The following is a 23741-nucleotide window of genomic DNA, read 5'->3' on the forward strand; positions in this document are numbered from 1 at the left end:
CTCGTCTCTCCGTCACCGCAATTGCGGCCACATACCCCAAGCGGGCGGTCCCGTCCATCGCCCGGCCCGCGGCTGCGCCTTTGCGCGATTTACGGGCGATTTCCGCGTCTTGGGCGGGCCGTGCACGCCCCTCGGCCGCCTCAGCGCAGCCGGCCGCGCAAGATATCGCCGATCTCGCCCTGCGGACGCACCCGGGTGAAGGCCAGCAACATGCCCACGGCCAGCCCGCCCGCGATCAGCGACGAGCCGCCATAGCTCACGAAGGGCAGCGTCATGCCCTTGGCCGGCAGCAGCCGCACCGCCACGCCCATGTTGATCATCGCCTGCACGCCGAAGGTCGCCGCCAGCCCGGTGCCGGCCAGCCGGATGAACGGGTCGCGCTCCCGCATCAGGCGGAAGAAGCTGCGCACCACGATCGTGGTGTAGAGCGCGATGATCGCCAGCACGAGGATCAGCCCGTATTCCTCGGCCGCAACGGCGATGATGAAATCGGTATGCGCGTCCGGCAGGCTCCACTTCACCTGCCCCTCGCCCACGCCGACACCGAAGAAACCGCCCTCCTGGATGGCGTTGGTGGCATAGCCCAGCTGCGTCGTGGGATCGACCTCGGGGTTGAGGAACCCGTCGATCCGGCGCGCGAAATGCTGCGAGTTGTTGTAGGCCACCATGCCGGCCAGCACGACCAGCCCGGCCAGGCCCAGCAGCAGCAGCATGGGCGCGCCGCCCACGAACCACATCACGCCCCAGCCGAACAGCACCAGCGAGGCCTGCCCGAAATCGGGCTGCATTGCCAGCATCAGCACGATCGCCACCATCAGAAAGAAGCTGTAGAGCCTCCCCGGCGGGCCGCCCAGCTGCTGTCCCGCCGCCATCAGCCAGGCCGAGGCGATGACGAACATCGGCTTGAGGAATTCCGAGGGCTGCAGGCTGGCAAAGCCCAGCGAGTACCACCGCACCGCGCCCTTGCCGAAATCGGTGCCGAAGAATGGCAGCAGGGCCAGCGCGACGAAGCTGACCAGGAAGCCCAGGACCGCGAGCCGGCGCACCACGATCGGGCTGAGCATCGAGACCAGCGCCATGGCGACCAGCGCCGCCCCGCCAAAGACCACCTGCCGCTGCACGTAGTGAAAGGTGGCCAAGCCGTTGCGCTCGGCCAGCGGGACCGAGGCGGCAAAGCCCAGCAGGATCCCGGTGCCGAAGAGCATCAGGATGCAGGACAAGCTCCACTTGTCGACCGTCCGCCACCATTTGGGAAGAATCGGCTCGCCACCCTTCACGGGCACCGTGCCGTAAACCATCTCTGTCATCTGAGCACCGCTCGACTGCCTCTACACGCCCGTTTCCCGGGTCTGACGATCAGTCTAGCCGAATTCCGGCGCCCGAGCCAGAGATATCGTCGCCCGCACCTCCTTACCCGCGGAACAGATCCTGCGAGGGATCCCATGACACGTCTTCCCCGCGCCGCGCCTTTTCGCGCGCCTGTTCCAGCCAGGTCATGTGCCGGTCCGAGGCCTCCAGCCGTCGGCGCCGCTCGGCGGCCGACCGGTGAACGACCTCCTCCAGCGCGTGCAACTCCCACGGGGGCACGAGCCCCGCGACAACGCGGCCATGCCGGGTGATCAGGTAGCGCTGGCCCTGCATCTCGAGCTTGCGCAGGTAAAGCGACAGCTCGTCCCGCAGGCGGCCGGCGGGGATTTCGGGGGCCCGGAAAGCGGCCTTGGAGAGATCGGTCATGCAAGGGAGCCTGCCCCGCCAGAAATGAACCTTTCCCTGCAGCATAGGACGCAAGGATGAACGAAGGGTTGCGGAACCTGCCGTTTTGGCGAAAACGCGGGGCAAAACGTACGAAACGGACAAATCCATGCAACGCCGCCATTTCCGCACCCTGATCCTTGGCGCCGGCGCCGCCGGGTTGATGGCCGGCGCGCATTGCGGGCCCGACACGCTGATCGTCGACCACGCAAAAGCCCCGGGCGAGAAGATCCGCATCTCAGGCGGCGGGCGGTGCAACTTCACCAATATATACTGTGATTCCAGCCAGTTCCTTGGCCAGAACCCGCATTTCCACAAATCCGCCCTGGCCCGCTACACGCAGTGGGATTTCATCGATCTCGTCTCGCGTCACGGGATCGCATGGCACGAGAAGACGCTGGGCCAGCTTTTCTGCGACGGCCAGGCCACGCAGATCATCGACATGTTGATGAAAGAGCTGGATAAATCCGGCACGACGCTGTGGCTGAATACCAGCGTGCGCGAGTGTGCGCATCGCGACGGGCGCTTCGTCACCCGCGTTGAAAACGCCGGGCAGGATATTGAAATTACGTCGGATTTCCTGATCCTCGCCACGGGCGGCAAATCAATCCCCAAGATGGGTGCGACCGGGCTGGCCTATGACATTGCACGTGATTTCGGCCACGAAGTGACCGAGACGCGGCCTGCCCTCGTGCCGCTGACGTTCGACAAAGGACGATTTGCCCCGCTGGCAGGTGTGTCTAGTAAGGCTCTGATCAGGAATGACAAAACGGGTTTCGAAGAGGCGCTGCTCTTCACGCATCGCGGCCTGTCCGGGCCGGCGATCCTGCAGATCTCGAGCTATTGGCGTGAGGGCGAGGCGATTGAGATCGACCTGCTGCCCGGCTTGGACCTTGCCACGCATTTGCGCAGGGCCCGCCACGCCAGCGGACGCCGCGCGGTGACCACGGAGCTGGGCCAGCTGCTGCCCGCACGCCTTGTCAGCTTTCTGGCAGAAGTCTCTGATCTGACGGGAAATCTCGCCGATCTTTCGGATGTGCGGATCGCGTCGATCGCGCAGGCCTTCAAGGCATGGTCGCTCAAGCCCACGGGAAGCGAGGGCTACCGCACGGCCGAGGTCACGCTGGGCGGCATATCAACGTCAGAGTTGTCTTCCAAGTCCATGGAATCGCGAAAGGTTCCGGGGCTTTACATGATCGGAGAGGCGGTCGACGTGACCGGCTGGCTGGGTGGGTACAATTTCCAATGGGCCTGGTCCTCGGCCATGGCCGCGGCGGGCCACATTGCCCGCTAGGCGCCACGCCCGTAACCCGTTGAAAACCCTCAGGCTTCGCCCGGTTCCAGCCCCAGTTCCCTCAGCACGCAGGCGGTGAAATCCTCGCCGCGTTTCTCGAAATTGTCATATTGGTCAAAGCTCGCGGCGGCGGGGGCCAGCAGGACCACCTCTCCGGGCTGGGCCTCGGCCACGGCCAGCGCCACCGCGAGGGCCATGTCGCCACAGGTTTCCGCAGTCACGCCGGGCAGTTGCAAGGCAAAGCTCTCGGCCTCGCGCCCGATCACGTAGGCCTTGGCGACACGATCGAGCGCCGGGGCCAGCGCCTCCAGACCGCCCTCCTTCATCAACCCGCCACAGACCCAGCGGATGCGCGGAAAGGCCTCCAGCGCCTTGAGCGCCGAGTCGACATTTGTCGCCTTGGAATCATTGACATAGCGGACATTGTTCACCTCGGCGATCTGCTGGCTGCGATGCGGCAACCCCTTGAACGAGCGCAGGCCCGCCTCGATCTCGCGCGGGCCCATGCCAAGGGCGCGCACCGCGGCAAAGGCCGCACAGGCGTTCTGGTGGTTATGCGCCCCCGGCAGGCCTGCGATCTCGCGCAGGTCCACCGAGGCGATCTGCCGGCCCTTGCGCCATTCCGACAGGAACCCCTTGCGGGCAAAGACATGCCAGCCCGGGCCCTGCAGCTTCCGCGCGGCAGAGATGCGGATCACGCGGTCATCGCTGCGTCCCTCGGCCAGTTGCCCGGCGAGAAAGGCGCCCTCGGTCTCATCCACGCCGATCACGGCGCGATCCGGCCCGCCCTCGGCGAACAGCCGGCGCTTGGCCGCGAAATAGCCGCCCAAGCCCCCGTGCCGGTCCAGGTGATCCGGCGACAGGTTCGTGAAGACGGCGATGTCCGGGGTCAAGGCGCGGGCAAGCTCGGTCTGGTAGGAGGACAGCTCCAGCACGACGACGCCGCCATCTCCGGGCCGGTCGATGTCCAGCACGCCGCGGCCAATATTGCCGGCCAGCTGGCTCTCGCGGCCCGAGGCGGTCAGCAGGTGATGGATCAGCGCGGCGGTGGTCGATTTGCCGTTCGATCCGGTTACGGCGATCACCCGGGGCGGCCGGTCATAGGCGTCCCAGGTTTCGCCACCAAGGCTCTGGAAAAACAGGCCGATATCGTTGTCCACCGGCACGCCGGCGCGCAGGGCAGCAGCCACGGCAGGGTTGGGACGCGGGTAGAGATGCGGGATGCCGGGCGACACGATCAACCGGGCGACGTCATCCAGCGCCCTGTCCTGCACGAGGTTGCGCGGCTCGAACCCCTCTTCCGCGGCGCGTTCCAGCGCGGCGGGCGTGTCATCCCAGACCAGCACCCGCGCACCCCCGGCGGCCAGCGCCCGCGCGGCCGACAGGCCCGAGCGGCCCAACCCGAGCACGGCCAGCGTCTCGCCCCGAACCCCTTGTACCGGAATCATGCCCGTCCCTTCCCACCTGTCTCGACCGGTTCAGCGATGGCACAGCGCCCCGCGCGCCGCAAGCGCCGCGGCCGCCGACAGGGCCCTCACGGTGCCACCGGCGGCCCGAGGGTCCGGCCGCAGGCCGGGGCCGAGATGTCTGCGCGCGCGTCCGCGCGCTCCGCGTGAGAACGGCCCGCTCAGCGCACCTTGAGTGTCGCAAGCCCGATGATGGCGAGGATCAGCGAGATGATCCAGAAGCGGATCACGATGGTGGGCTCGGCCCAGCCCTTCTTCTCGTAATGGTGGTGGATCGGCGCCATGAGGAAGACCCGCTTGCCGGTGCGCTTGAAATACAGAACCTGGATGATGACCGAGAGCGCCTCGAGCACGAAAAGCCCGCCAACCACGGCCAGCACGATCTCGTGCTTGGTGGCCACGGCAATCGCCCCCAGCGCGCCACCCAGCGCCAGCGAACCGGTATCGCCCATGAAGACCGCGGCGGGCGGCGCGTTGTACCATAAAAATCCCAGCCCACCGCCGGCAACGCCCGCGGCAAAGATCAGGATCTCGCCGGTGCCGGGCACGTAATGCACGTCGAGATACTCGGTGAAGTCGACCCGCCCCACCGCGTAGGCGATCACGCCCAGCGTCGTGGTGGCGATGATCACCGGCATGATCGCCAGCCCGTCCAGCCCGTCGGTCAGGTTCACCGCGTTTGCCGCGCCCACGATCACGATCATGGCGAAGGGCACGAAGAACCAGCCCAGATTCAGCAGCGTGTCCTTGAAGATCGGGAAGGCCAGCTGATAGCTCAGCTCGGCCGGGTGGTACTGCGCCGCCCAGACGGCGGCCACCAGCGCGATCACGAAACCCAGAAGCAGGCGCGCGCGGCTCGACAGCCCGGCAGTGTTCTGCTTGGAAACCTTGGCATAATCGTCGGCAAAGCCGATCGCGGCATAGCAGATCGTGACGAAGAGCACGATCCAGACAAAGGCATTGTCCAGCCGCGCCCAGAACAACGTCGCGGTGACCAGCGCGCCGATGATCAGCAAGCCGCCCATGGTGGGGGTGCCGGCCTTGACGTAATGCCCCTCGGGACCGTCGCTGCGGATCGGCTGGCCCTTGCCCTGCCGCTTGCGCAGCACGTTGATCAGCGGGCGCCCGAAGAGGAAGCCGAAGACCAGCGCGGTCAGGAAGGCGCCGCCTGCGCGGAAGGTGATGTAGCGGAAGAGGTTGTAGAAATCGCCACCGTCGCTCAGCTCGGTCAACCAGTACAGCATGCCACTACCCTTCCAGCTCCCCGTCGGCGTGCGCGGGGGCTTGGCGCATTTTGCGGATCGCGTCAACCACGCGGGCCAGCCCCATGGAGAGCGAGCCCTTGGCCAGCACCACGTCCCCGGCATCGAGGTCGCGGGCCACGCGTTCGGCCATCTCGGCGCTGGTCTCGCAGCAGCGGCCGCGCTTTTCCTCGGGCAGCGCCTCCCAGAGCTGCCGCATAAGCGGGCCCACGCAATGCACCATGTCGATCTGCGCCATGGCGGGCAGCGCGGCGATCTCGCGATGCATCGCCACCTCCTGTGGGCCCAGCTCCTTCATGTCGCCCAGGTAGGCGATGCGCCGACCCTTGCGCACGCGGCCCAGCTCGTGCTGCACCTCGGCGGCGGCCAGCACCTCCAGCGCGGCGCCCAGCGAGGCGGGGTTGGAATTGTAGGCGTCGTCGATCAGCTGCACGCTCTGGCGTGCATCCACCGGGTCGAGCGGGATGACCTCGCGCTGCCCGCGCCCCTCGCCCGCGCTCCACTGGCCCAGCGCGGTGACCCCTAGCGCCATGTCCAGCCCCAGCGCCGAGACCACGGCCAGCACGCCCATGGCGTTGAGCGCGAAATGCCGCCCCGGCGCCATCACCTTGTAGAGCAACGCCTGCCCGCCGGCCTGCCCGCGCACCACGGTGCAGGCGTCATGCACCTGCACCTCGGTGACGCGGTGATCGGCCTGCGGCGCGGTGCCGAAGGCGATGAGCCTGTCCGCCCCTGCCTCGGCCACGTCGCGCAGGATCGGGCTGACCTCGAGATCGGCATTGTAGATCGCCACGCCCTGCGGCCCCAGCCCCTCGAAGATCGAGGCCTTCTCATGTGCGATGCCCTCGATATTCTCGAAGGCGGCGAGGTGCGCCGGCGCCACGATGGTGACCAGCGCCACGTCGGGCCGCGCCATGCGGGCCAGCGGCGCGATCTCGCCGGGATGGTTCATGCCGATCTCGATCACGGCGAACTCGGCCTCGCGCGGCATCCGCGCCAGCGTCAGCGGCACGCCCCAATGGTTGTTGTAGCTCTTCTCGGCGGCATGCACCCGGCCCTGCGCGCCCAGCACGGTGCGCAGCATCTCCTTGGTCGAGGTCTTGCCGACCGAGCCGGTCACCGCCACGACCCGGGCCTGCGTGCGCGCCCGCCCTGCCCGGCCCAGCGCCTCCAGCCCCGCCTGAACGTCGTCGACGATCAGCAGCCGGTCCTCGGGCACGCCCTCGGGCACGTGGCTGACCAGCGCGGCGGCGGCGCCCTTCTCCAGCGCCTGGGCCACGAAATCATGCCCGTCCCGCGCCGCCTTGAGCGCCACGAACAGGTCGCCCGGCGCCAGCGTGCGGGTGTCGATCGAGACGCCATCGGCTTGCCAGTCGCCAGCGATGCGTCCCCCGGTGGCCGCTGCGGCCTCCTGCGCGGTCCAGAGCATGCTCACAACCCCCGTCCGTCCAGCGCCGACACGGCCACGCTGGCCTGCTCGGCATCGTCGAACGGGTAGACCGTGTCGCCCACGATCTGGCCCGTCTCGTGCCCCTTGCCGCAGACCAGCAGCGCGTCGCCGGGGCCCAGGCTGTCGACGCCGCGCAGGATCGCCTCGGCCCGGTCGGGCACCTCGATCGCCTCGGGCGCGCCGGACATCACCGCGGCACGGATCACGGCCGGGTCCTCGCCGCGCGGGTTGTCATCGGTGACGATCACGCTGTCGGCATGCTCGGCCGCGGCGCGGCCCATCAGCGGCCGCTTGCCCGCGTCCCGGTCGCCACCGGCGCCCACGATGGCCACCAGCCGGCCCATGACATGGGGGCGCAGCGCCTGCAGCGCGGTGGCCACCGCGTCGGGCGTGTGGGCATAGTCGACGAAGACCGCGGCGCCGTTGTCACGCGCAGCGGCCAGCTGCATCCGGCCGCGCACGGTGGTCAGCATGGGCAGCATGTCGAACACGTCCGAGGGATCCGCCCCGCAGGCGATGACCAGCCCCGCCGCGACCAGCACGTTCTCGGCCTGGAAACCGCCGATCAGGGCCAGCCGCTCCTGCCGGACCATGGAGCCGAAACGCAGCCGGATCTCCTGCCCCGTCGCGTCGAAGCGCTGCGCCTCGAGGCAGAGATCGGCGGCGGTGCGCCCCACGGTCAGCACCTCCTGCCCGCGGGCCCGCGCGATGGCCAGCATGTCCACGCCGCGCGCATCGTCGATATTGATGACCGCGGTGCCGTCCTCGGGCAGGACACGCGCGAACAGCCCGGCCTTGGCGGCGAAATATTCTTCGAAATCCGCGTGGTAATCCAGGTGATCCTGGCTGAAATTGGTGAAGCCCGCGGCCCGCAGCGTGACCCCGTCCAGCCGTCGCTGGGCGAGGCCGTGGCTCGAGGCCTCCATCGCCACATGACCCACCCCGGCCTGCGCGGCGCCAGCCAGCGCCCGGTGCAGGGTGATGGGTTCCGGCGTTGTGTGGCGCAGCGGTGCCTGCCAGTCGCCCTCGACCCCCGTGGTGCCCAGGTTGATCGCGCGCAGGCCCAGCTCCTGCCAGATCTGGCGCGCGAAGGTCGCGACCGAGGTCTTGCCGTTGGTGCCGGTCACCGCGACCACCGTCTCGGGCTGCGCGCCGAACCACAGCGCCGAGGTGAAGGCCAGCGCCTGGCGCGGGTCCTCGGCCACGATCAGCGCGGCGTCCGATCCCGCCAGCTCATCTGCCGCGATCCGCGCACCCGTCGCATCGGTCAGGATCGCCGCCGCGCCCATGCGCAGCGCGTACTGGATGAACTCGCCGCCATGCACGCGCGTGCCCGGCAGCGCGGCGAATAGAAAGCCGCGCTCGACATCGCGGCTGTCCACCGCCAGTCCCGTGATCTGCGCCTCGCGCCCCGACCGGGCCGTCAGGCCCAGCTCCGACAGGCTCTTGCTGTCCCGCTCCATAGATCCGCCCCCGGATATCCTGCTGGCAATTCGGCATCTCGGCCCCGCCGCACCCGGACGGCGTCTTACTGCGAGGTTTCGATGATCCTCTCCAATTGCCCCCGATCATGCTGCGGACGCAAGCCCAGAAGCGGCGCGATCCTGCCGATCATCTCGGCCGCCACGGGCACGGCCGTCCAGCCGGCGGTGCGGCGCGGCTTGGTCCCCGAGGTCTCGACCGGCTCGTCCAGCGTGACGATCAGCACGTATTTGGGATCATGCGCGGGAAAGATCGCGGCGAAGGTGGTGATGGTCTTGTCGCTGTAATAGCCGCCGCCACGCTCTTTCGGCTTGTCGGCCGTGCCGGTCTTGCCGCCCACGTGATAGCCCGGGACCTCGCCGAAACTGGCGGTGCCCTCGGTCACAACCTTGCGCAGCATGGTGCGCGAGGCCGCGGCCGAGGCTTCGCTGAGCACGCGCGGCCCGTGCTGCGGGCCGTCCTGCTTCAGCAGCGTGGGCCGCACGACGCGCCCGCCATTGGCGATCGCGGCATAGCCCGCGGCCAGGTGCAGCGGCGAGGTGCTGAGCCCGTGCCCGTAGGAGATCGTGACCGAGCTGAGATCGGTCCAGCGCTTGGGCAGAAGCGGCGCACCGCCCTGCGCCTCGACGATCTCGAGCGGGGTGGCCTCGAAAAAGCCCAGCGATTTCAGGAAGTCCTGCTGCCGCTGCGTGCCGATGGCCAGGGCCATCTTGCCGGTGCCGCGGTTCGAGCTTTTGACGATGATCTTCTCGACGCTGATCGGCCCGTAATTGTGATTGTTGAACTCGCCGATGCGGTGCCCGCCGACCTTGAAGGGCGGCGCGGTGTCGATCACCGTCTGCGGCCCGACAAGGCCCAGCTCCATCGCCTGCGCGGCGGCGAAGATCTTGAAGGTCGAGCCCAGCTCGTAGACGCCCTGCACGGCCCGGTTGAACAGCGGGCTGTCCGAGGGCGAGCCCTGCGTCGGCGGGCGCGGCCGGTCATTGGGGTCGAAATCGGGCAGCGAGGCGATCGAGATCACCTCGCCCGTGTGCACGTCCATCAGGACCGAGGCGGCGCCCTTGGCATTCATCAGCTTCATGCCGGCATCGAGCACCCGCTCCGAGGCGGCCTGTACGCTGAGATCGATCGACAGCTGCAACGGCGCGCCCTCGCGCGCGGGGTCGCGCAGTTCCTCGTCGAAATATTTCTCGATCCCGGCGGTGCCGATCACCTCGGCCGAATGCACGCCCTCGCGCCCGAAGCTGGCCCCGCCCAGCACATGCGCGGCCAGCGCGCCGTTGGGATAGAGCCGCATCTCGCGCGGGCCGAACAGAAGCCCGGGCTCACCGATGTCATGCACCGCCTGCATCTGCTCGGGGCTGAGTTTCTTGCGGATCCACATGAACTTGCGCTTGGGATCCTTGAACCGCTTCAGCAGCGCCTCGCCGTCGAGATCGGGGAAGATCTCGGTCAGCGCGGCCACCGCCTGCTCCTTGCGGTAGATCTGCTGCGGGTGGGCATAGAGCGAGTGGGTCGACATGTTGGTGGCCAGCACCCGCCCCTGCCGGTCGGTGATGTCGGCGCGCGAGGCGATGATCGAGGCACCGGTGGCGGCGGCGCGCGGCTCGGTCGGCTCCGAGGCCGAAAGCATGCCCATGCGCGCCCCGATCACCGAGAAGGCGCCGAAGAACATGATGGCCAGCACCAAGAGCCGCCCCTCGGCGCGCAGGCGCATCCGGTCGCGCATCTGCTCGTGACGGATGCGCAGGTTCTCGCGTTCGATGGCGTCGGGGTTCTCGCCCTTCTGGCGGGCGTCGAGCACACGGGCAAGCGGGCGCAGCGGCGTGCGGATCATGTCACTCGGCTCCTTCGCTGGTCACGTCCACCGGCTGGCTGATGTCCAGCTCGGGCGGGACGGGATAGGACACCTGGTCGATGCGGCCGAACTGCTCGGGGCGCAGCGGCAAGAGGCCCAGCCGGTCGAAATTGAGGTCGGCCAGGTCACGCAGCCGGTCGGGACGGTTCAGATAGGCCCATTCGGCGCGCAGCACGGCCAGCCGTTCGCGCGCCGCGCCGATCTCTCGGTTGAGGTCCTCGACCCGGTCCAGCTCGGCCTGCGTGCGATAGTTCTCGCGGTAGGCCCAGTAACCCGAGCCGATCACCGCGAGCGCGCTGAGAATGAAGAGCAAGGTGCGCATCTTATCGTCTCCTCTCCGGGTCCGGCATGGCGATCTCGCTGCCGGAAATGTCCTGTGCGGGCACGTCCGTCCGCCGCGCCACGCGCAGCTTGGCCGAGCGCGACCGCGGGTTCTCGGCCAGCTCGCGCGCATCCGGCCCCACTGCCTTGCGGGTCAGGATCTCGAAAGGCGTGGTGGCCGGTGCGGCCTCGGCCTCGCGGGCGTAGCGGTTTACATGGGTCTTGCGGTCGCCATGCAGCTGGAAGAAGCGCTTGACCATGCGGTCCTCGATCGAATGGAAGGTAACCACCGCCAGCAGCCCGCCCGGTCGCAACACCCGTTCCGCCGCCATCAGCCCCTGCCACAGCGCGCCGTACTCGTCATTCACCGCGATGCGCAGCGCCTGGAAGCTGCGCGTGGCGGGATGCGCCTGCCCGGGCTTGGGGCGCGGCAGGCAGGTCGCGATCAGCTCGGCCAGCGGCACGGTGCGCTCGAACGGCGCGGTCTTGCGCTCGGCCACGATCTTGCGCGCGATCCGGCGAGAGGCGCGCTCCTCGCCGTAGAGATAGAGGATGTCGGCCAGCTCCGCCTCGGAGGCGGTGTTGACCAGATCCGCCGCGCTTGCCCCCTCCTGCCCCATCCGCATGTCCAGCGGGCCGTCGCGCAGGAAGGAAAAGCCGCGTTCGGCCTCGTCCAGCTGCATCGAGGACACGCCGAGATCCAGCACCACGCCATCGGCGGCCTCGGCCACCTGGTCCATCTCGGCGAAATTGGCGCGCACCAGCGACAGGCCCGGCCAGCCGCCGATCCATTGCGCCGCCATCTCGTGGGCCTGCGGATCCCGGTCGATGCCGATCACGCGCTCGGCGCCGGCCTCGATCAGCCCGCGCGCATAGCCGCCCGCCCCGAAGGTCCCGTCGATCCAGAGCCCGCGCACCGGCGCCACGGCGTCGAGCAGGGGGCGCAGCAGGACCGGGACATGGGGGGCAGCGCCGGTTTGGTCCTGACCGCCCGCCATCTACAGATCCTCGGCCTCGTCCAGCCACTCCATCGGGTCATCCGGAAGCTCCTCGGGCAGGTCCTCCATCTCGACCACGTCGGTGGGCTTGTAGCGCTCGGCGCTCCAGATCTGGAACTTGTTGAGGCTGGCCACGGCCCAGGCCTCGCCCTCGATCCCGAAGCGCTCGCGCAGCTTGGCCGGGATCACGATGCGCCCGGTCTCGTCGATCGAGGTGTTGGTGGAGCCGGCCGAGAAGATCTTGGTCAGCGCGGTCTTGCGGGGGCCCGACTTCATGCGGTCGATGCGGTCCTCGATGCGCTCCATCTCCTCGATGGTGTAGCATTCGAAATGATCCAGCCGCGGGTTGCCATAGACCATGACCAGCCCCGGGTTGGCGTATTCCTTTTCCTTGGAGGCGGGGTCCCAATCGGGGTCACCGGCTTCGAGGACACGGCGAAAGGAGGCTGGAATGGACATCCGCCCCTTGGTATCGACCTTCAGTCGATGCTCGCCTCTGAACCTCAGCCTGCGGCTCACTGCCCTCGGCCCCTCTGCCCCCCTTTGAAACGAAATGCGGCGGGTTGATCAGCTGCCATTGATCAACCCGCCGCCTGACCCGCCGTGCGGGTGTCTCCGACTGCGCGCGCCACCTGGGGGGATGTCTGCTCGCCCGCGCGCCGGATTCTGTTGTCACGATGAGAGAGCGGGATGCCTGTATGAGACCTGCTCTTTTGTTTTTGTGATGTTCGGTGCGGGGGTTTGTTTTTGTCTTCCCCTTGCCCGTCCCTCATCGTGTGAACTAGGGATGCCATGGGAATTCATGGGGATCAACTGTTTTCTACCCAGCTTTCCCGGGACGGCATGGGCCAGAGCCGGGTTTCAGGAGCTCGCAACGACCCGAAACGTCGAAAATCGGGAAGATGAGCCAAGTCTTCTAAAATCTCACACAATATCTAGCGAACGCATGAGAGCGAATTTTTTTCCCATGAAATCCCGGAAAACTACGCCTACCCCGGGCCGGGCCCATGGTTTCCCGGGATCTGCCGCCTGATCTAGTGGTTTATCCACAGGGAATCACCCCGAAATCGTCAAAATCGATTCCGTCGGCAAGGATTCGCGGGGAATCGCAGGGCCCGTCCCATGCTCTGCCCACGGGCGGGCCATGAATTCCCACATCGCGGGCCATGAAATCCCACGCCCGACCAGAGCGCGCCGCGACAGCGGGCCCGGCGGTCAACGGCGCGGCGTTTTCCGGGGCGCCCTGCCCGCCCCGGCAGCAATGCGGCGACGGCCCGCCCGCCCGGCCCCCGGTGATTGAGACAACGCGCCGCAGACCATGTCACGGATATGTCAAGCAAACCCTGTCTCAAGGAAACGGGACGGGATCCGTCGAAGGGAAACAGGCGCGGAGCGCCGGAAAGGCCGGGCATGAAGATCGAGAACAAGGTGTTTGACGAATTGCAGCCGGGGGACACGGCCAGCCTGCGGCGGCTGTGCACCCAGGACGACCTGATCGTCTTTGCCAACGTGTCGGGCAATCACAACCCGATGCACATGCATGATGCCGATGGCGATGGCGACGGCATCCCCGAGGCGATCGCGCCGGGCATGTTCGTCGGCGCCCTTGTCACTGCCGTGCTGGGCAACGTGCTGCCGGGGGCGGGCTCGCTCTACCGCTCGCAGAGCTTCGTCTTCCACAACCGCGCCCATGCCGGGGAAGAGCTGGAAAGCCGCGTGACCGTGACCGACAAGAACGAACAAAGCCGCACGATCACGCTGGCGACCGAGGTGACACGGCCCGCCGATGGCGCGCTGATCCTGTCGGGCGTGGCCGAGGTCGAGGCGCCGCGCGTCAAGCTGAGCTATTCCAGCCACGACCTGCCCGGCCTCGTGGTGCAGCGCCATCGGCATTTCGAAAAGCTGCTGGCCCGGGCCGCCCCGCTGCCGCCACTGGTCACCGCCGTGGTCGCCCCCGAAGAGCCCAATGCGCTGGGGGGCGCGCTGCTGGCGGCCGAGCACACGCTGATCACCCCGATCCTCGTGGGCGACCCCGACCGGATCGCCCGCACGGCCGAGGAGATGGGCGCCGATCTCTCAAGCGTCGAGATCCATGCCGAGCCCGACCATGACAAGGCCGCCCGCCACGCCGTCGCGCTGGTGTCACAGGGGCGCGCCGGGGCGCTGATGAAGGGCCACCTGCACACCGACCAGTTGCTGCGTGCGGCGCTGGACAAGGCCACCGGGCTGCGCGCCGGGCGGCGCTTCACCCATGTCTTCGTGATGGACGTGCCGGGTCTGTCGCACCCGCTGCTGGTCACCGATGCCGCGATCAACATCGCGCCGGATCTCAAGACCAAGGTGGATATCGTGCAGAACGCCATCGACCTCGCGATCAGCATCGGCATCGACGAGCCCAAGGTCGGCGTGCTCTCGGCGGTCGAGACGGTCAATCCCGACATCCCCTCCTCGGTCGATGCAGCGCTGCTGTCCAAGATGGCCGAACGGCACCAGATCACCGGCGGGCTTGTGGACGGGCCGCTGGCGATGGACAATGCGGTCGACATCGCCGCGGCCCGGGTCAAGGGGATCACGTCGCCGGTGGCGGGACAGGCCGAGGTGCTGGTGGTGCCCAATCTCGATGCCGGCAACATGCTGGCCAAGCAGCTGACCTATATCAGCCACGCCGAGGGCGCGGGGCTGGTGCTGGGCGCGCGCGTGCCAATCATCCTCAACAGCCGGGCCGATGACGACATGGCGCGGCTGGCCTCCTGCGCGGTGGCCGCGCTGCACCACGCGCGCATCACGGGGGCGGTCTGATGGCGCATGTGCTGGTGCTGAACGCGGGCTCGTCCTCGATCAAGTTCGGGCTCTTCGACGCCGGCACGCTGCGCCCCGAGGGCAGCGGTCAGGTCGAACGGATCGGTGGGCCGGCCGTGCTGCACCTGCATGACGCGGAGGGCAACCGGCTTGAGAAGACCACCCTGCCCGAGGGCGCGGCCGCCGATCATGACGGCGCGGTGGGGCTCATCCTGCAGCAGCTCGAACGCCACTGGGCCGGGGTCGAGATCCGCGCCGTGGGCCACCGCGTGGTGCATGGCGGCTGGGAATTCGGCGCCCCGTGCGAGATCGCCCCGCAGGTGCTGGACCGGCTGGAGCGGCTCGCCCCCTTCGCGCCACTGCACCAGCCGCACAACCTGGCCGGCATCCGCGCGGCCTTCACCGCCTTTCCTTCGGCCCGGCAGGTGGCCTGTTTCGACACCGCTTTCCATCGCGGCCATGAGTTCGTGCAGGACACGTTCGGCCTGCCGCGCAGCTATTACGACAAGGGCGTGCGGCGCTACGGATTCCACGGACTGAGCTATGACTACATCTCGGGCGAGCTGGCCCGCATCGCACCGGAGCTGCAGGCCGGCCGCGTGGTGGTGGCGCATCTGGGCAACGGCGCCTCGCTCTGCGGGATGAAGGCGGGCCGCTCGGTCGCCTCGACCATGGGGTTCTCGGCGCTGGACGGTCTGTGCATGGGCACACGCTCGGGCCAGCTGGACCCCGGCGTGGTGCTCTACCTGATGGAAGAGGAAGGCCTGGACGCGGCGGCCATCTCGGACCTGCTCTACCGCAAGTCGGGGCTATTGGGCCTGTCGGGGATCAGCAGCGACATGCGCACGCTGCTGGCCTCGGACGCGCCGGCCGCGCGCGAGGCGGTGGCCTATTTCTGCACCCGCATCCGGCGCGAGACGGGCGGCATGGCCGCCGCGCTGGAAGGGCTGGACGCGCTGGTCTTCACCGGCGGCATCGGCGAGAACGCAGCCCCCGTGCGCGCACAGGTCTGCGCCGGGCTGGGCTGGCTGGGTGTCACGCTGGACCCGCTGCGCAATGAGGCGGGCGAGCCCGTGATCAGCGCCGAAGGCGCGCCCGTGCCGGTCATGGTGCTGCCCACCAACGAGGAACTGGTGATCGCCCGCGCCGCCGCCGCCATCGCATCGGACTGAGACGGCCCGGGGCGGCGCGCCCCCGGGCGCCCAGGACCCGATCAGCCGCCCTTGAGCCGCTGCATCAGGTAGACCTCGGCCCCCTCGGGGACCGGGGCGTGGCGGTTGGGCGCGACCTCGCCATCCACCACGACCGAGACGCCGCTGTCGAGGATCGGCTTCAGCCCCGGGTAGTCGGCGACCAGCCCGTCCAGCACGCCGCCCACCGTGTCGGCCTGCACCTCGACCTCGCGCGCCCCGTCGGTGAAGCGCGTGAGGCTGGACCAGAGCGTGACCGCCACCATCAGGCGCCCCGCGCGGCCTTGAGCGCCGCCAGCACCGCCGGCGGGTTCATCGGCAGCGCGCGCAGCCGCGCGCCGGTGGCGTCCTGGATCGCGTTGGCGATGGCCGGCAGCGGCGGGGTGATCCCGGTCTCGCCGACGCCGCGCACGCCGTAGGGATGGCCCGGGTTCGGCACCTCGACGATGACCGTGTCGATCATCGGCAGGTCCGAGGCCACCGGCACCCGGTAGTCGAGGAAGACGGGGTTCTGCAGCCGGCCCTTGTCATCGTAGATATAGGCCTCGTTCAGCGCCCAGCCGATGCCCTGCGCGGCGCCACCCTGGTACTGGCCCTCGACATAGGCCGGGTGGATGGCGCGGCCGGCATCCTGCACCACGAGATAGCGCAGGATGGTGACGCGCCCGGTCTCGGGATCGACCTCGACATCGACCACGTGGCAGCCGAAGCTGGCGCCCACGCCCTCGGGCACGCTTTCATGATGGCCCGAAATCGGCCCGCCCGTCTCGCCCATCTTGCCGGCGATCTCGGCGATGCTCATCGGGGGGAACTTGCCGGCGTTCGGCCCGGCGGGCTGCGCCGCACCGTCGACCCATTCCACCGCTTCGGGCTCGATGCCCCATTCCGCCGCCGCCCGGCGGCACATCTCGGTGATGGCCTGCCCGGCCGCCAGCACCGCCGCCTTGCCGCTGGCAAAGGTGGCGCGGCTGCCATGGGTGGGCTCGTTCACGCCGAGCGCGCCGGTCTCGACCACGTTGACGCGCACGTCCTCGTAGGGGATGCCCAGCGTCTCGGCCGTCATCAGCGCGATCGAGGCGCGCGAGCCGCCGATATCGGGCGTGCCGATCGAGACCTGCGCCGTGCCGTCCTCGGAGATGGCCAGGCTGACCGAGGTCTCGCCATTGTGGTTGAACCAGTAGCCCGAGGCCACACCGCGGCCCTGGTTGGGGCCCAGCGGCTCGGCCAGGTTCGGGTGGGCGCGGGTGGCCTCCAGCGTCTCGACCAGCCCGATCGAGGCGAATTTCGGCCCGTAGCTCGCCCGGTCGCCCTCGCGCACGGCGTTCTTCAGCCGCACCTCCATCGGGTCGAGCCCCAGCTCGCGGCACATCTCGTCGATCAGGCTTTCCACCGCGAAGGCGCCCATGGGCGAGCCAGGCGCACGGTAGGCGGCGCATTTCGGACGGTTGGCCAGCACGTCATAGCCCACATGCGCCACGTGATCGAGCTTGTAGGGCGCGAAGGCACAGTAGAGCGCCATGTCCACGGGCGAGCCGGGGAAGGCGCCGCCCTGCATGCGGAACTCGGCCCGGGCGGCGGTCAGCGTGCCGTCCTTCTTCATGCCGATCCGGACATCCATGCTGGCCGAGGCGGTGGGCCCGGTGGCGCGCAGCACCTCGGAGCGGGTCATCACGATCTTGACCGGCTTGCCCCCCGCTTTACGCGACAGCGCCAGGCTGAGCGGCTCCATGAAGATCGTGGTCTTGCCGCCAAAGCCGCCGCCGATCTCGGAGGGGGTCACGCGCAGCTGCGCCGCGTCCAGCCCCAGCACCCCGGCGCACATCTTGCGGATGAACCACTGGCCCTGGGTGCAGACCCACATCTCGCCCTTGCCGTCGCCGCCCAGCTGGCCCAGGCAGGCATGCGGCTCGATATAGCCCTGGTGGGTGGCCTCGGTCTTGTAATGCCCCTCGCGTACGAGGTCGGCCTCGGCAAAGCCCGCCTCGACATTGCCATGGCCGAATTCCATGTAGCGCACGACGTTGGGCGGCATGCCCTCGGGCACGGTGGCATCGGCCGCGCCCTCACGAATCACCGGGGCGTCGGGCTTGATCGCGTCATCCACGTCGATCACATGCGGCAGCACCTCGTAGGTGACGTCGATCAGCCGCGCGGCCTCTTCGGCGCGCAGTTTCGAGGTCGCCGCCACGGCGGCCACCGCATGCCCGTCATAAAGCGCGCGCTCGCCGGCCATGGTGTTTTCCTGCAGGTCCCAGTCCTCGCCGGTCAGGCCGGTGGGGAAATCGGCCCGCGTGACCACGGCCTTGACACCCTCCAGCGCCTCGGCGCGCGACGTGTCGATCGAGACGATGCGCGCATGGGCATGGGGGCTGCGCACCACCGCGCCCCAGAGCATGCCGGGGGCCGAGATGTCGGCGCCGTAGCGCGCCCGGCCGGTCACCTTGTCCAGCCCGTCGGGACGGTCGGGCCGCGTGCCGACCAGCCGGAATTCCTTGAACTCGTCCTTTGCCATCACGCCGCCTCCTGCCGCATCTCGGCCGCCGCATCCATCACCGCGCGCACGATCTTGTCATAACCGGTGCAGCGGCACAGGTTGCCCGCCAGGCCATAGCGCACCTCTTCCTCGGTCGGGTCGGGGTTCTGCACCAGCAGCGCCTTGGCCGCGACCAGCAGGCCCGGGGTGCAGAAGCCACATTGCAGCGCGGCATGTTCGATGAACTTGCGCTGCAGCGGGTGCAGCCCGTCGGCATCGGCCATGCCCTCGATCGTGTCGACGCGCCGGCCCTCGGCCTCGACGCCCAGCACGAGGCAGGAACAGACCAGCCGGTCGTCCAGCGTGACCGAGCAGGCGCCGCAATCGCCGGTGCCGCAGCCCTCCTTCGAGCCGGTCAGGCCCAGGTGGTCGCGCAGGCAGTCCAGCAGCGTCTCGCGCGGATCGGCGAGGAATTCGACCGGGTCGCCGTTCACCGTGGTGGTTACGTGGATCTTGCTCATGCCGTGTCTCCTTTCGCGCGCCCGTAGGCGATCAGCGCCGCGCGCCGGGCCAGAACGCCGGCCACCTCGGTGCGGAACGCGACCGTGCCGCGCTTGTCGTCGATGGGGGAACAGGCGGCGCGGGCGGCCGCGTCCAGCGCCTGCAGCGCCGCCTCGTCCAGCGTGGTGCCGATGATCGCCTCGGCCGCCTCGGGCACCAGCCGGATCACCGGCGCCACCGCGCCCAGCGCAACCTGCGCCTCGGCCACCGTGTCGCCCGACAGGCGCAGGTTCACCGCGCAGCCGACCACGGCGATGTCCATTTCGGTGCGCGGGATGAAGCGCAGGTAGGCGTCGCCGCCATGTGCGCCCCGCGGCGGCAGCAGGATGGCCGAGATCACCTCGCCTGCCTGCAGCGAGGTCTTGCCCGGCCCGGCCGGGATCTCGGCCACGGGCGCCGTGCGCGTGCCCTCGGGGCCGGTGATCTCGACCGTGGCGCCCGCGGCAACGAGCCCGGGCACGGAATCGGCGGCCGGAGAGCCGTTGCACAGGTTGCCCGTCAGCGTCGCGCGGCCCTGGATCTGGACCGAGCCGACAAGGTCCATCCCCTCGACCACGCCGGGCCACTCGGCGCGCAGCGCGTCATGCGCGCTCAGAGCCGCACCGGGCACGGCCACGCCGATGCGCCAGCCGCCCTCATCGGTGCGGGTGATGTCGCCCACGCCGGGGATCTTCTTGAGGTCGATCAGGTCGTCGGGCTGGACCATGCCGGCCCGCATCTGGACCAGCACGTCGGTGCCGCCAGCCAAAAAGCGGGTGAGGCCCTGCGCCTGCGCCGCCAGCCTGGCCGCGTCCTCGAATGAGCTTGGTGTGTGATACCGCATGTCCCCTCCCCTGCTGACCCGGTGCTGAAGGCGCGCCGATCGCGCTGCGCCTGCTGATGTTTTCTACCTGTCGCGGGGCAAAGACAAGAGGCAGGCTCAGCCGCGCGCCGCCACGGCAATCACCTCGACGCGGTACTCGGGCGTGGCCAGCTTCGCCTCGCCGCAGGCGCGGGTGGGGGCGTGGCCCTCGGGCACCCAGGCGTCCCAGACCGCGTTCATCTCGGCGAAATCGGCCATGTCGGCCAGCCAGATCGTCACCTGCAACAGCTTCGTCCGGTCGCTGCCGGCCTCGGCCAGCAGGGCATCCAGCTTGGCCAGGCAATCCTCGGTCTGCTGCGTGACGCTGGCCCCGGGGCTGCCGACCTGCCCGGCAAGGTAGACGGTGTCGCCATGGATGACGATCTGGCTCATGCGGGCGCCGGTCTGGTGGCGGGTGATCTGTGTCATGGTCTCTCCTGTTGCGTGTCGTGTGGGATTGGGTCGCGCATCACGCCGCAAAGCGCGCGGGGTCGAGCGCGGCGACCACCTGCGGCGCCAGCGCCGGGGTCGCGCCGGTCACCAGCGCCTCGGTCAGCGCCGCCATGGCGGGCGCCGTCTGCACGCCATAACCGCCCTGCCCGGCCAGCCAGCAGAACCCCTCGGCCTGCGCGTCGAAGCCGGCCACCAGAGTGCGGTCGGGCGCGAAGGTCCGCAGCCCCGCCCAGCTGGTTTCGACCCGGGTGACGGGCACGGTGACGGCCTGTTCGTAGCGGTCCAGCCCCTCGGCCAGCACCATGTCATCGGCCCAAGCGTCGTGCGGCTCGACCGGGTCCTCGTCGGCGGGGCTGACCATCAGCTTGCCCGCATCGGGCTTGGCATACCACGTCTCCGAGACCGAGCCGAAGAGCGGCCACTGCGCCAGCGCGCGATCCCCGGGCGCAGGCAGCAGCGCGGCCGAGCGGCGCATCGGCGTCAGCGGGATTGGCTGCGCCCCGGCCAGCACGCCCACCTGGCTCGCCCAGGCCCCGGCGGCATTGACCACCAGCGGCGCCTCGAAGTCCCGCCCGCCGGCCGTGATCCGCCAGACACCGGTCGAGCGTTCCATCGCCTCGACCCGGGCGCCGGTCTCGACCCGGCCGCCTTGGCGGCGCAGCCGGCGCATGTAGCCGCCCAGCATGCGGTCCACGTCGATATCCTGCGCATCCCATTCGATGATCGCGGCGGCCAGCCGCTCGGGGCGCAGGATGGGGACCAGCTCGGCCGCCTGCGCCGGGCTGAGCCGTTCCAGCCCGGTCGCCCCCTCGGCATAGGCCTCGAGCGCGGGCAGTTCCTCCTCGGCAGCCAGCAGCATCTCGCCCCGGGGCGAGAGCAGCCCGCCATCGAACCCCTCGCCCGGATCCTCCAGCACGGGCGCCGCGGCAGCGTTCAGCGCGCGCAGCGTGGCGTTGCCATAGTTGCGGATGAAGATCGCGGCCGAGCGCGCGGTGGAATGCGTGCCGGGCCGGTCCTCGGCCTCGAGCACCAGCACGTCCATATGCGCGGCGAGGTGGGCCGCGGCGCTGATCCCGGCAATGCCGCCGCCGATGACGATGACATCCGCCCGGGTCATGCCGCCTCCTGAAAGCCGGTCAGCACGCGGGTCAGGTTGGCGCCCAGCGTGTCCGAGATATAGCCCCCCTCCTGCACGAAGAGCGTGGGCAGGCCCAGCGCGGCGATCGCGGCGCCGATCCGGGCAAAGCCCTGCTGCGTGACGGCCAGCCCCTGGAACGGGTCGTCGATCGAGGCGTCGAGCCCCAGCGCCACTACCAGCACATCCGTGCCGAAGGCGCCGATGCGGCGCAGCGCCACCTCCAGCGTCTCCATGTAGGCGTCGTCGCCCGTGCCGCGCGGCAGGGGCAGGTTGAGGTTGCAGCCCAGCCCACGGTCCTGCCCGCGCTCCTGCGCATGGCCCCAGAAGAACGGGTAGAACCGTGCCGGATCGGCATGGATCGACACGGTCAGCACGTCGTCGCGGTCATAGAACATGCCCTGCGTGCCATTGCCGTGATGCACGTCCACGTCGAGGATCGCGGGCCGCAGGCCCTTTGCGCGCAGCCGTTCGGCGGCGATGCCGGAATTGTTGAGAAAGCAGAAGCCGCCGGCCAGATCGGCAAAGGCGTGGTGGCCCGGCGGGCGCGACAGCACATAGGCCGCGCGCGTCCCACCCGCGAGCAGGTCTGCCCCGGCCACGGCGCTCTGCGCCGACCAGTAGGCGGCCTCCCACGTGCCCTCGGCGATGGGACAGGCCGTGTCGGCCTGGTGATAGCCCGCCTGCCCGACGGCGGATTTCGGATAGCTGTCGCCGCGGTTCGCCGGGTGGATGTTGGGGATCACCTCGGCCCCCGCCCCGTCGATCCGGCGCCAGCGGGTGTAGATCGTCTGCAAAAAGGCCAGGTATTCGGGCGTGTGCACCGCCGCGATCGGGCCCATCCCGGCATCGGCCGGCGCGTCGAAGCGGCAGCCCGCCGCCTCGGCCGCGCCTTGCAGCACCTCGATGCGGCGCGGCTGCTCGGGGTTGGGTTGCGCCGCGCCATTGGCCATGAAGTGCTGCGGGTCGTGGCGCCACTGGCGGGCGTCGAAGAAGGCTTTCATGTCGTTCCTTTCAGGGCCGCGCATCCGGCCTCGTCCAAGATCATGTCGGTGGCGCCGCGGGCCGCGGCAAAACCCAGCCGGTCGTAGAAGCGGCGCGCCGCGGGCGTGCGGTCATAGACCTGCAGCCGCAGGTAGACCGCGCCCCAGGCCTTGGCGGCATCGGCGAAGGCCGCGCCCAGCAGGCGCCGGCCCAGCCCCGTGCCGCGCGCCTCGGGCGCGACCCAGAGGTCGGAGACATAGAGCCCCGCGCCGCCCCGCAGCGTCGAGAAGGCCGGCGAGTAAAGCGCCAGCCCCGCCAGCGCCCCCTCGCCCGCGATCTGCGCGCGGAAGGCCGGGGTCGAGCCCCAGCCGGCCCGGGCCAGCGTCGCGGCGTCCACCCGGTAGGCATCGCCCAGATCGACCGCCAGCCGCCGCAGCCCCTCCTGCAACGCCGCCGCGTCCGCCTCTTGCGCGATACGGATCGTGCTGTCCATCAGATCGCCGTCCTGTCTGCCCCTTTCAGGCCCAGCATCGCGCGCGCCTCGTCGGGGGTGGCGACAGTGCGGCCCAGCTCCTCGACGATGCGGCGGATCTTGGCGACCTGCTCGGCATTGGAGCGCGCCAGCGTGCCGCGCGCGATGGTCAGGCTGTCCTCCAGCCCGACGCGCACATGCCCGCCCAGCGTCGCCGCCATGGTGGTCAGCGGCACCTGGTGACGCCCGGCGGCCAGCACCGAGAAGGCGTAATTCTCGCCGAACAGCCGGTCGGCCATGCGCTTCATGTGCATCAGGTTCTCAGGGTCGGCCCCGATGCCGCCCAGCACGCCAAGGACGAACTGGATGAAGAGCGGCCCCTCGACCAGCCCGCGATCCACGAAATGGCGCAGCATGTAGAGATGGCCGACCTCGTAGCACTCGAACTCGAAGCGCGCGCCGCGGTCCTGCCCCATCTCGGTCAGCACGCGGGCGATGTCGCGCGGGGTGTTCTTGAAGACGAGGTCGTCCGAGCCTTCGAGGAAGGGCCTTTCCCAGTCGTGTTTCCAGTCGGTGATCCGCGCGGCGGCCGGGTAGAGCGCGAAATTCATCGTGCCCATGTTCAGGCTGCACATCTCGGGCTCGGCACGCTTGGGCGCGGCCAGACGCTCCTCAAGCGACATGACCGCGCTGCCGCCGGTGGTCAGGTTCAGCACCGCGCCGGTGGCCTGTTTCAGCCGCGGCAGGTAGGCCATGTAGTGCTCGGGCGCGGCCGAGGGGCGGCCATCGGCGGGATCGCGCGCGTGCAGGTGCAGGATCGCCGCGCCGGCCTCGGCGGCCGCCAGCGCCTGCTCGGCGATCTGGTCGGGCGTGACCGGCAGGTAGGGCGACATGGAGGGCGTGTGGATCGAGCCGGTGACCGCGCAGGTGATGACAATGGGCGACATCTT

22 protein-coding genes are annotated in these 23741 nt (G+C 69.5%); 3 read left to right on the forward strand and 19 right to left on the reverse strand.

Going from position 1 to position 23741, the window contains the following annotated elements; translation table 11 throughout:
- Nucleotides 1-140 precede the first annotated feature (140 nt).
- Nucleotides 141-1307, reverse strand: coding sequence for a peptidoglycan glycosyltransferase FtsW (locus AVJ23_RS18985; RefSeq protein WP_058863805.1), 1167 nt, complete (start codon nucleotides 1305-1307; stop codon nucleotides 141-143).
- 103 nt (nucleotides 1308-1410) lie between these two features.
- Nucleotides 1411-1734, reverse strand: coding sequence for a hypothetical protein (locus AVJ23_RS18990; protein WP_058863806.1), 324 nt, complete (start codon nucleotides 1732-1734; stop codon nucleotides 1411-1413).
- Nucleotides 1735-1861: 127 nt separating this feature from the next.
- Between AVJ23_RS18990 and AVJ23_RS18995 the strand changes: the two genes are divergently transcribed.
- The gene (locus tag AVJ23_RS18995) at nucleotides 1862-3046 is read left to right on the forward strand and encodes a BaiN/RdsA family NAD(P)/FAD-dependent oxidoreductase (protein ID WP_058863807.1); all 1185 of its coding nucleotides are present in this window, start codon (nucleotides 1862-1864) and stop codon (nucleotides 3044-3046) included.
- A 29-nt stretch (nucleotides 3047-3075) separates the two neighbouring features.
- Here AVJ23_RS18995 and murD read toward each other — a convergent pair whose 3' ends face one another.
- From murD to AVJ23_RS19035, 8 genes are all read right to left on the reverse strand, one after another.
- Entirely contained in the window at nucleotides 3076-4494 is a 1419-nt protein-coding gene (gene murD / locus AVJ23_RS19000) for a UDP-N-acetylmuramoyl-L-alanine--D-glutamate ligase (RefSeq protein WP_058863808.1), read from the reverse strand.
- A 179-nt stretch (nucleotides 4495-4673) separates the two neighbouring features.
- Nucleotides 4674-5756, reverse strand: coding sequence for a phospho-N-acetylmuramoyl-pentapeptide-transferase (mraY, locus tag AVJ23_RS19005; RefSeq protein WP_058863809.1), 1083 nt, complete (start codon nucleotides 5754-5756; stop codon nucleotides 4674-4676).
- 4 nt (nucleotides 5757-5760) lie between these two features.
- On the reverse strand, nucleotides 5761-7203 hold the full coding sequence (locus tag AVJ23_RS19010; RefSeq protein WP_058863810.1) for a UDP-N-acetylmuramoyl-tripeptide--D-alanyl-D-alanine ligase: 1443 nt from the start codon (nucleotides 7201-7203) through the stop codon (nucleotides 5761-5763).
- A 2-nt stretch (nucleotides 7204-7205) separates the two neighbouring features.
- Nucleotides 7206-8687: a UDP-N-acetylmuramoyl-L-alanyl-D-glutamate--2,6-diaminopimelate ligase gene (locus AVJ23_RS19015; protein WP_058863811.1), complete on the reverse strand. Its 1482-nt coding sequence runs from the start codon at nucleotides 8685-8687 to the stop codon at nucleotides 7206-7208.
- A 65-nt stretch (nucleotides 8688-8752) separates the two neighbouring features.
- Nucleotides 8753-10543, reverse strand: coding sequence for a peptidoglycan D,D-transpeptidase FtsI family protein (locus AVJ23_RS19020; protein WP_058863812.1), 1791 nt, complete (start codon nucleotides 10541-10543; stop codon nucleotides 8753-8755).
- Between the two features lies 1 nt (nucleotide 10544).
- Nucleotides 10545-10886 (reverse strand): cell division protein FtsL, encoded by a 342-nt coding sequence (gene ftsL, locus AVJ23_RS19025; RefSeq protein ID WP_058863813.1) that lies wholly within the window; start codon nucleotides 10884-10886, stop codon nucleotides 10545-10547.
- A 1-nt stretch (nucleotide 10887) separates the two neighbouring features.
- Complete coding sequence (gene rsmH, locus AVJ23_RS19030; protein ID WP_058863814.1) at nucleotides 10888-11883, reverse strand: 16S rRNA (cytosine(1402)-N(4))-methyltransferase RsmH; 996 nt, start codon at nucleotides 11881-11883, stop codon at nucleotides 10888-10890.
- The gene (locus AVJ23_RS19035; RefSeq protein WP_099045538.1) at nucleotides 11884-12342 is read right to left on the reverse strand and encodes a division/cell wall cluster transcriptional repressor MraZ; all 459 of its coding nucleotides are present in this window, start codon (nucleotides 12340-12342) and stop codon (nucleotides 11884-11886) included.
- A 951-nt stretch (nucleotides 12343-13293) separates the two neighbouring features.
- Here AVJ23_RS19035 and AVJ23_RS19040 point away from each other — a divergent pair.
- Together AVJ23_RS19040 and AVJ23_RS19045 are read left to right on the forward strand one after the other, a co-directional pair.
- The gene (locus AVJ23_RS19040; RefSeq protein ID WP_058863816.1) at nucleotides 13294-14682 is read left to right on the forward strand and encodes a bifunctional enoyl-CoA hydratase/phosphate acetyltransferase; all 1389 of its coding nucleotides are present in this window, start codon (nucleotides 13294-13296) and stop codon (nucleotides 14680-14682) included.
- Nucleotides 14682-15854, forward strand: a complete 1173-nt coding sequence (locus AVJ23_RS19045) for an acetate/propionate family kinase (protein WP_058863817.1) — start codon at nucleotides 14682-14684, stop codon at nucleotides 15852-15854. Before AVJ23_RS19040 ends, AVJ23_RS19045 begins: the two co-directional genes overlap by 1 nt.
- Before the next feature lie 41 nt (nucleotides 15855-15895).
- Here the strand turns inward: AVJ23_RS19045 and AVJ23_RS19050 are convergent, their stop codons facing one another.
- The 9 genes from AVJ23_RS19050 to kce all read right to left on the reverse strand — a co-directional run bounded on the left by AVJ23_RS19050 (nucleotide 15896) and on the right by kce (nucleotide 23738).
- Nucleotides 15896-16138 (reverse strand): MoaD/ThiS family protein, encoded by a 243-nt coding sequence (locus tag AVJ23_RS19050; protein ID WP_058863818.1) that lies wholly within the window; start codon nucleotides 16136-16138, stop codon nucleotides 15896-15898.
- A complete protein-coding gene (locus AVJ23_RS19055; protein ID WP_058863819.1) occupies nucleotides 16138-18384 on the reverse strand; it encodes a xanthine dehydrogenase family protein molybdopterin-binding subunit in 2247 nt (748 codons plus the stop codon). Before AVJ23_RS19055 ends, AVJ23_RS19050 begins: the two co-directional genes overlap by 1 nt.
- The gene (locus AVJ23_RS19060; RefSeq protein ID WP_058863820.1) at nucleotides 18384-18866 is read right to left on the reverse strand and encodes a (2Fe-2S)-binding protein; all 483 of its coding nucleotides are present in this window, start codon (nucleotides 18864-18866) and stop codon (nucleotides 18384-18386) included. Before AVJ23_RS19060 ends, AVJ23_RS19055 begins: the two co-directional genes overlap by 1 nt.
- Nucleotides 18863-19729, reverse strand: a complete 867-nt coding sequence (locus AVJ23_RS19065) for an FAD binding domain-containing protein (RefSeq protein ID WP_058863821.1) — start codon at nucleotides 19727-19729, stop codon at nucleotides 18863-18865. Before AVJ23_RS19065 ends, AVJ23_RS19060 begins: the two co-directional genes overlap by 4 nt.
- A gap of 96 nt (nucleotides 19730-19825) precedes the next feature.
- Complete coding sequence (locus tag AVJ23_RS19070) at nucleotides 19826-20176, reverse strand: RidA family protein (RefSeq protein WP_058863822.1); 351 nt, start codon at nucleotides 20174-20176, stop codon at nucleotides 19826-19828.
- Nucleotides 20177-20216: 40 nt separating this feature from the next.
- A complete protein-coding gene (locus AVJ23_RS19075; protein ID WP_058863823.1) occupies nucleotides 20217-21317 on the reverse strand; it encodes an NAD(P)/FAD-dependent oxidoreductase in 1101 nt (366 codons plus the stop codon).
- Nucleotides 21314-22339 carry a histone deacetylase family protein gene (locus tag AVJ23_RS19080; protein ID WP_058863824.1) on the reverse strand — a complete coding sequence of 342 codons (1026 nt, stop codon included), beginning with the start codon at nucleotides 22337-22339 and terminating at the stop codon, nucleotides 21314-21316. Before AVJ23_RS19080 ends, AVJ23_RS19075 begins: the two co-directional genes overlap by 4 nt.
- Nucleotides 22336-22812: a GNAT family N-acetyltransferase gene (locus AVJ23_RS19085; protein WP_058863825.1), complete on the reverse strand. Its 477-nt coding sequence runs from the start codon at nucleotides 22810-22812 to the stop codon at nucleotides 22336-22338. Before AVJ23_RS19085 ends, AVJ23_RS19080 begins: the two co-directional genes overlap by 4 nt.
- Nucleotides 22812-23738 (reverse strand): 3,5-dioxohexanoate:acetyl-CoA acetone transferase, encoded by a 927-nt coding sequence (gene kce / locus AVJ23_RS19090; RefSeq protein ID WP_058863826.1) that lies wholly within the window; start codon nucleotides 23736-23738, stop codon nucleotides 22812-22814. Before kce ends, AVJ23_RS19085 begins: the two co-directional genes overlap by 1 nt.
- Nucleotides 23739-23741: the final 3 nt, after the last annotated feature.

Source organism: Pseudoponticoccus marisrubri (assembly GCF_001482405.1).
Classification (GTDB): domain Bacteria; phylum Pseudomonadota; class Alphaproteobacteria; order Rhodobacterales; family Rhodobacteraceae; genus Pseudoponticoccus; species Pseudoponticoccus marisrubri.

Coding starts and splice junctions, on each gene's coding strand:
- mraY (WP_058863809.1), bottom strand. CDS start 5,756: ATGCTGTACTGGTTGACCGAGCTGAGCGACGGTGGCGATTTCTACAAC.
- AVJ23_RS19070 (WP_058863822.1), bottom strand. CDS start 20,176: ATGACACAGATCACCCGCCACCAGACCGGCGCCCGCATGAGCCAGATC.
- AVJ23_RS19020 (WP_058863812.1), bottom strand. CDS start 10,543: ATGATCCGCACGCCGCTGCGCCCGCTTGCCCGTGTGCTCGACGCCCGC.
- AVJ23_RS19085 (WP_058863825.1), bottom strand. CDS start 22,812: ATGGACAGCACGATCCGTATCGCGCAAGAGGCGGACGCGGCGGCGTTG.
- AVJ23_RS19035 (WP_099045538.1), bottom strand. CDS start 12,342: ATGTCCATTCCAGCCTCCTTTCGCCGTGTCCTCGAAGCCGGTGACCCC.
- AVJ23_RS19015 (WP_058863811.1), bottom strand. CDS start 8,687: ATGGAGCGGGACAGCAAGAGCCTGTCGGAGCTGGGCCTGACGGCCCGG.
- murD (WP_058863808.1), bottom strand. CDS start 4,494: ATGATTCCGGTACAAGGGGTTCGGGGCGAGACGCTGGCCGTGCTCGGG.
- AVJ23_RS19045 (WP_058863817.1), top strand. CDS start 14,682: ATGGCGCATGTGCTGGTGCTGAACGCGGGCTCGTCCTCGATCAAGTTC.
- kce (WP_058863826.1), bottom strand. CDS start 23,738: ATGTCGCCCATTGTCATCACCTGCGCGGTCACCGGCTCGATCCACACG.
- AVJ23_RS19065 (WP_058863821.1), bottom strand. CDS start 19,729: ATGCGGTATCACACACCAAGCTCATTCGAGGACGCGGCCAGGCTGGCG.
- AVJ23_RS19050 (WP_058863818.1), bottom strand. CDS start 16,138: ATGGTGGCGGTCACGCTCTGGTCCAGCCTCACGCGCTTCACCGACGGG.
- AVJ23_RS19010 (WP_058863810.1), bottom strand. CDS start 7,203: ATGCTCTGGACCGCGCAGGAGGCCGCAGCGGCCACCGGGGGACGCATC.
- AVJ23_RS18990 (WP_058863806.1), bottom strand. CDS start 1,734: ATGACCGATCTCTCCAAGGCCGCTTTCCGGGCCCCCGAAATCCCCGCC.
- AVJ23_RS18985 (WP_058863805.1), bottom strand. CDS start 1,307: ATGACAGAGATGGTTTACGGCACGGTGCCCGTGAAGGGTGGCGAGCCG.
- AVJ23_RS19080 (WP_058863824.1), bottom strand. CDS start 22,339: ATGAAAGCCTTCTTCGACGCCCGCCAGTGGCGCCACGACCCGCAGCAC.
- ftsL (WP_058863813.1), bottom strand. CDS start 10,886: ATGCGCACCTTGCTCTTCATTCTCAGCGCGCTCGCGGTGATCGGCTCG.
- AVJ23_RS19040 (WP_058863816.1), top strand. CDS start 13,294: ATGAAGATCGAGAACAAGGTGTTTGACGAATTGCAGCCGGGGGACACG.
- AVJ23_RS19075 (WP_058863823.1), bottom strand. CDS start 21,317: ATGACCCGGGCGGATGTCATCGTCATCGGCGGCGGCATTGCCGGGATC.
- AVJ23_RS18995 (WP_058863807.1), top strand. CDS start 1,862: ATGCAACGCCGCCATTTCCGCACCCTGATCCTTGGCGCCGGCGCCGCC.
- AVJ23_RS19055 (WP_058863819.1), bottom strand. CDS start 18,384: ATGGCAAAGGACGAGTTCAAGGAATTCCGGCTGGTCGGCACGCGGCCC.
- AVJ23_RS19060 (WP_058863820.1), bottom strand. CDS start 18,866: ATGAGCAAGATCCACGTAACCACCACGGTGAACGGCGACCCGGTCGAA.
- rsmH (WP_058863814.1), bottom strand. CDS start 11,883: ATGGCGGGCGGTCAGGACCAAACCGGCGCTGCCCCCCATGTCCCGGTC.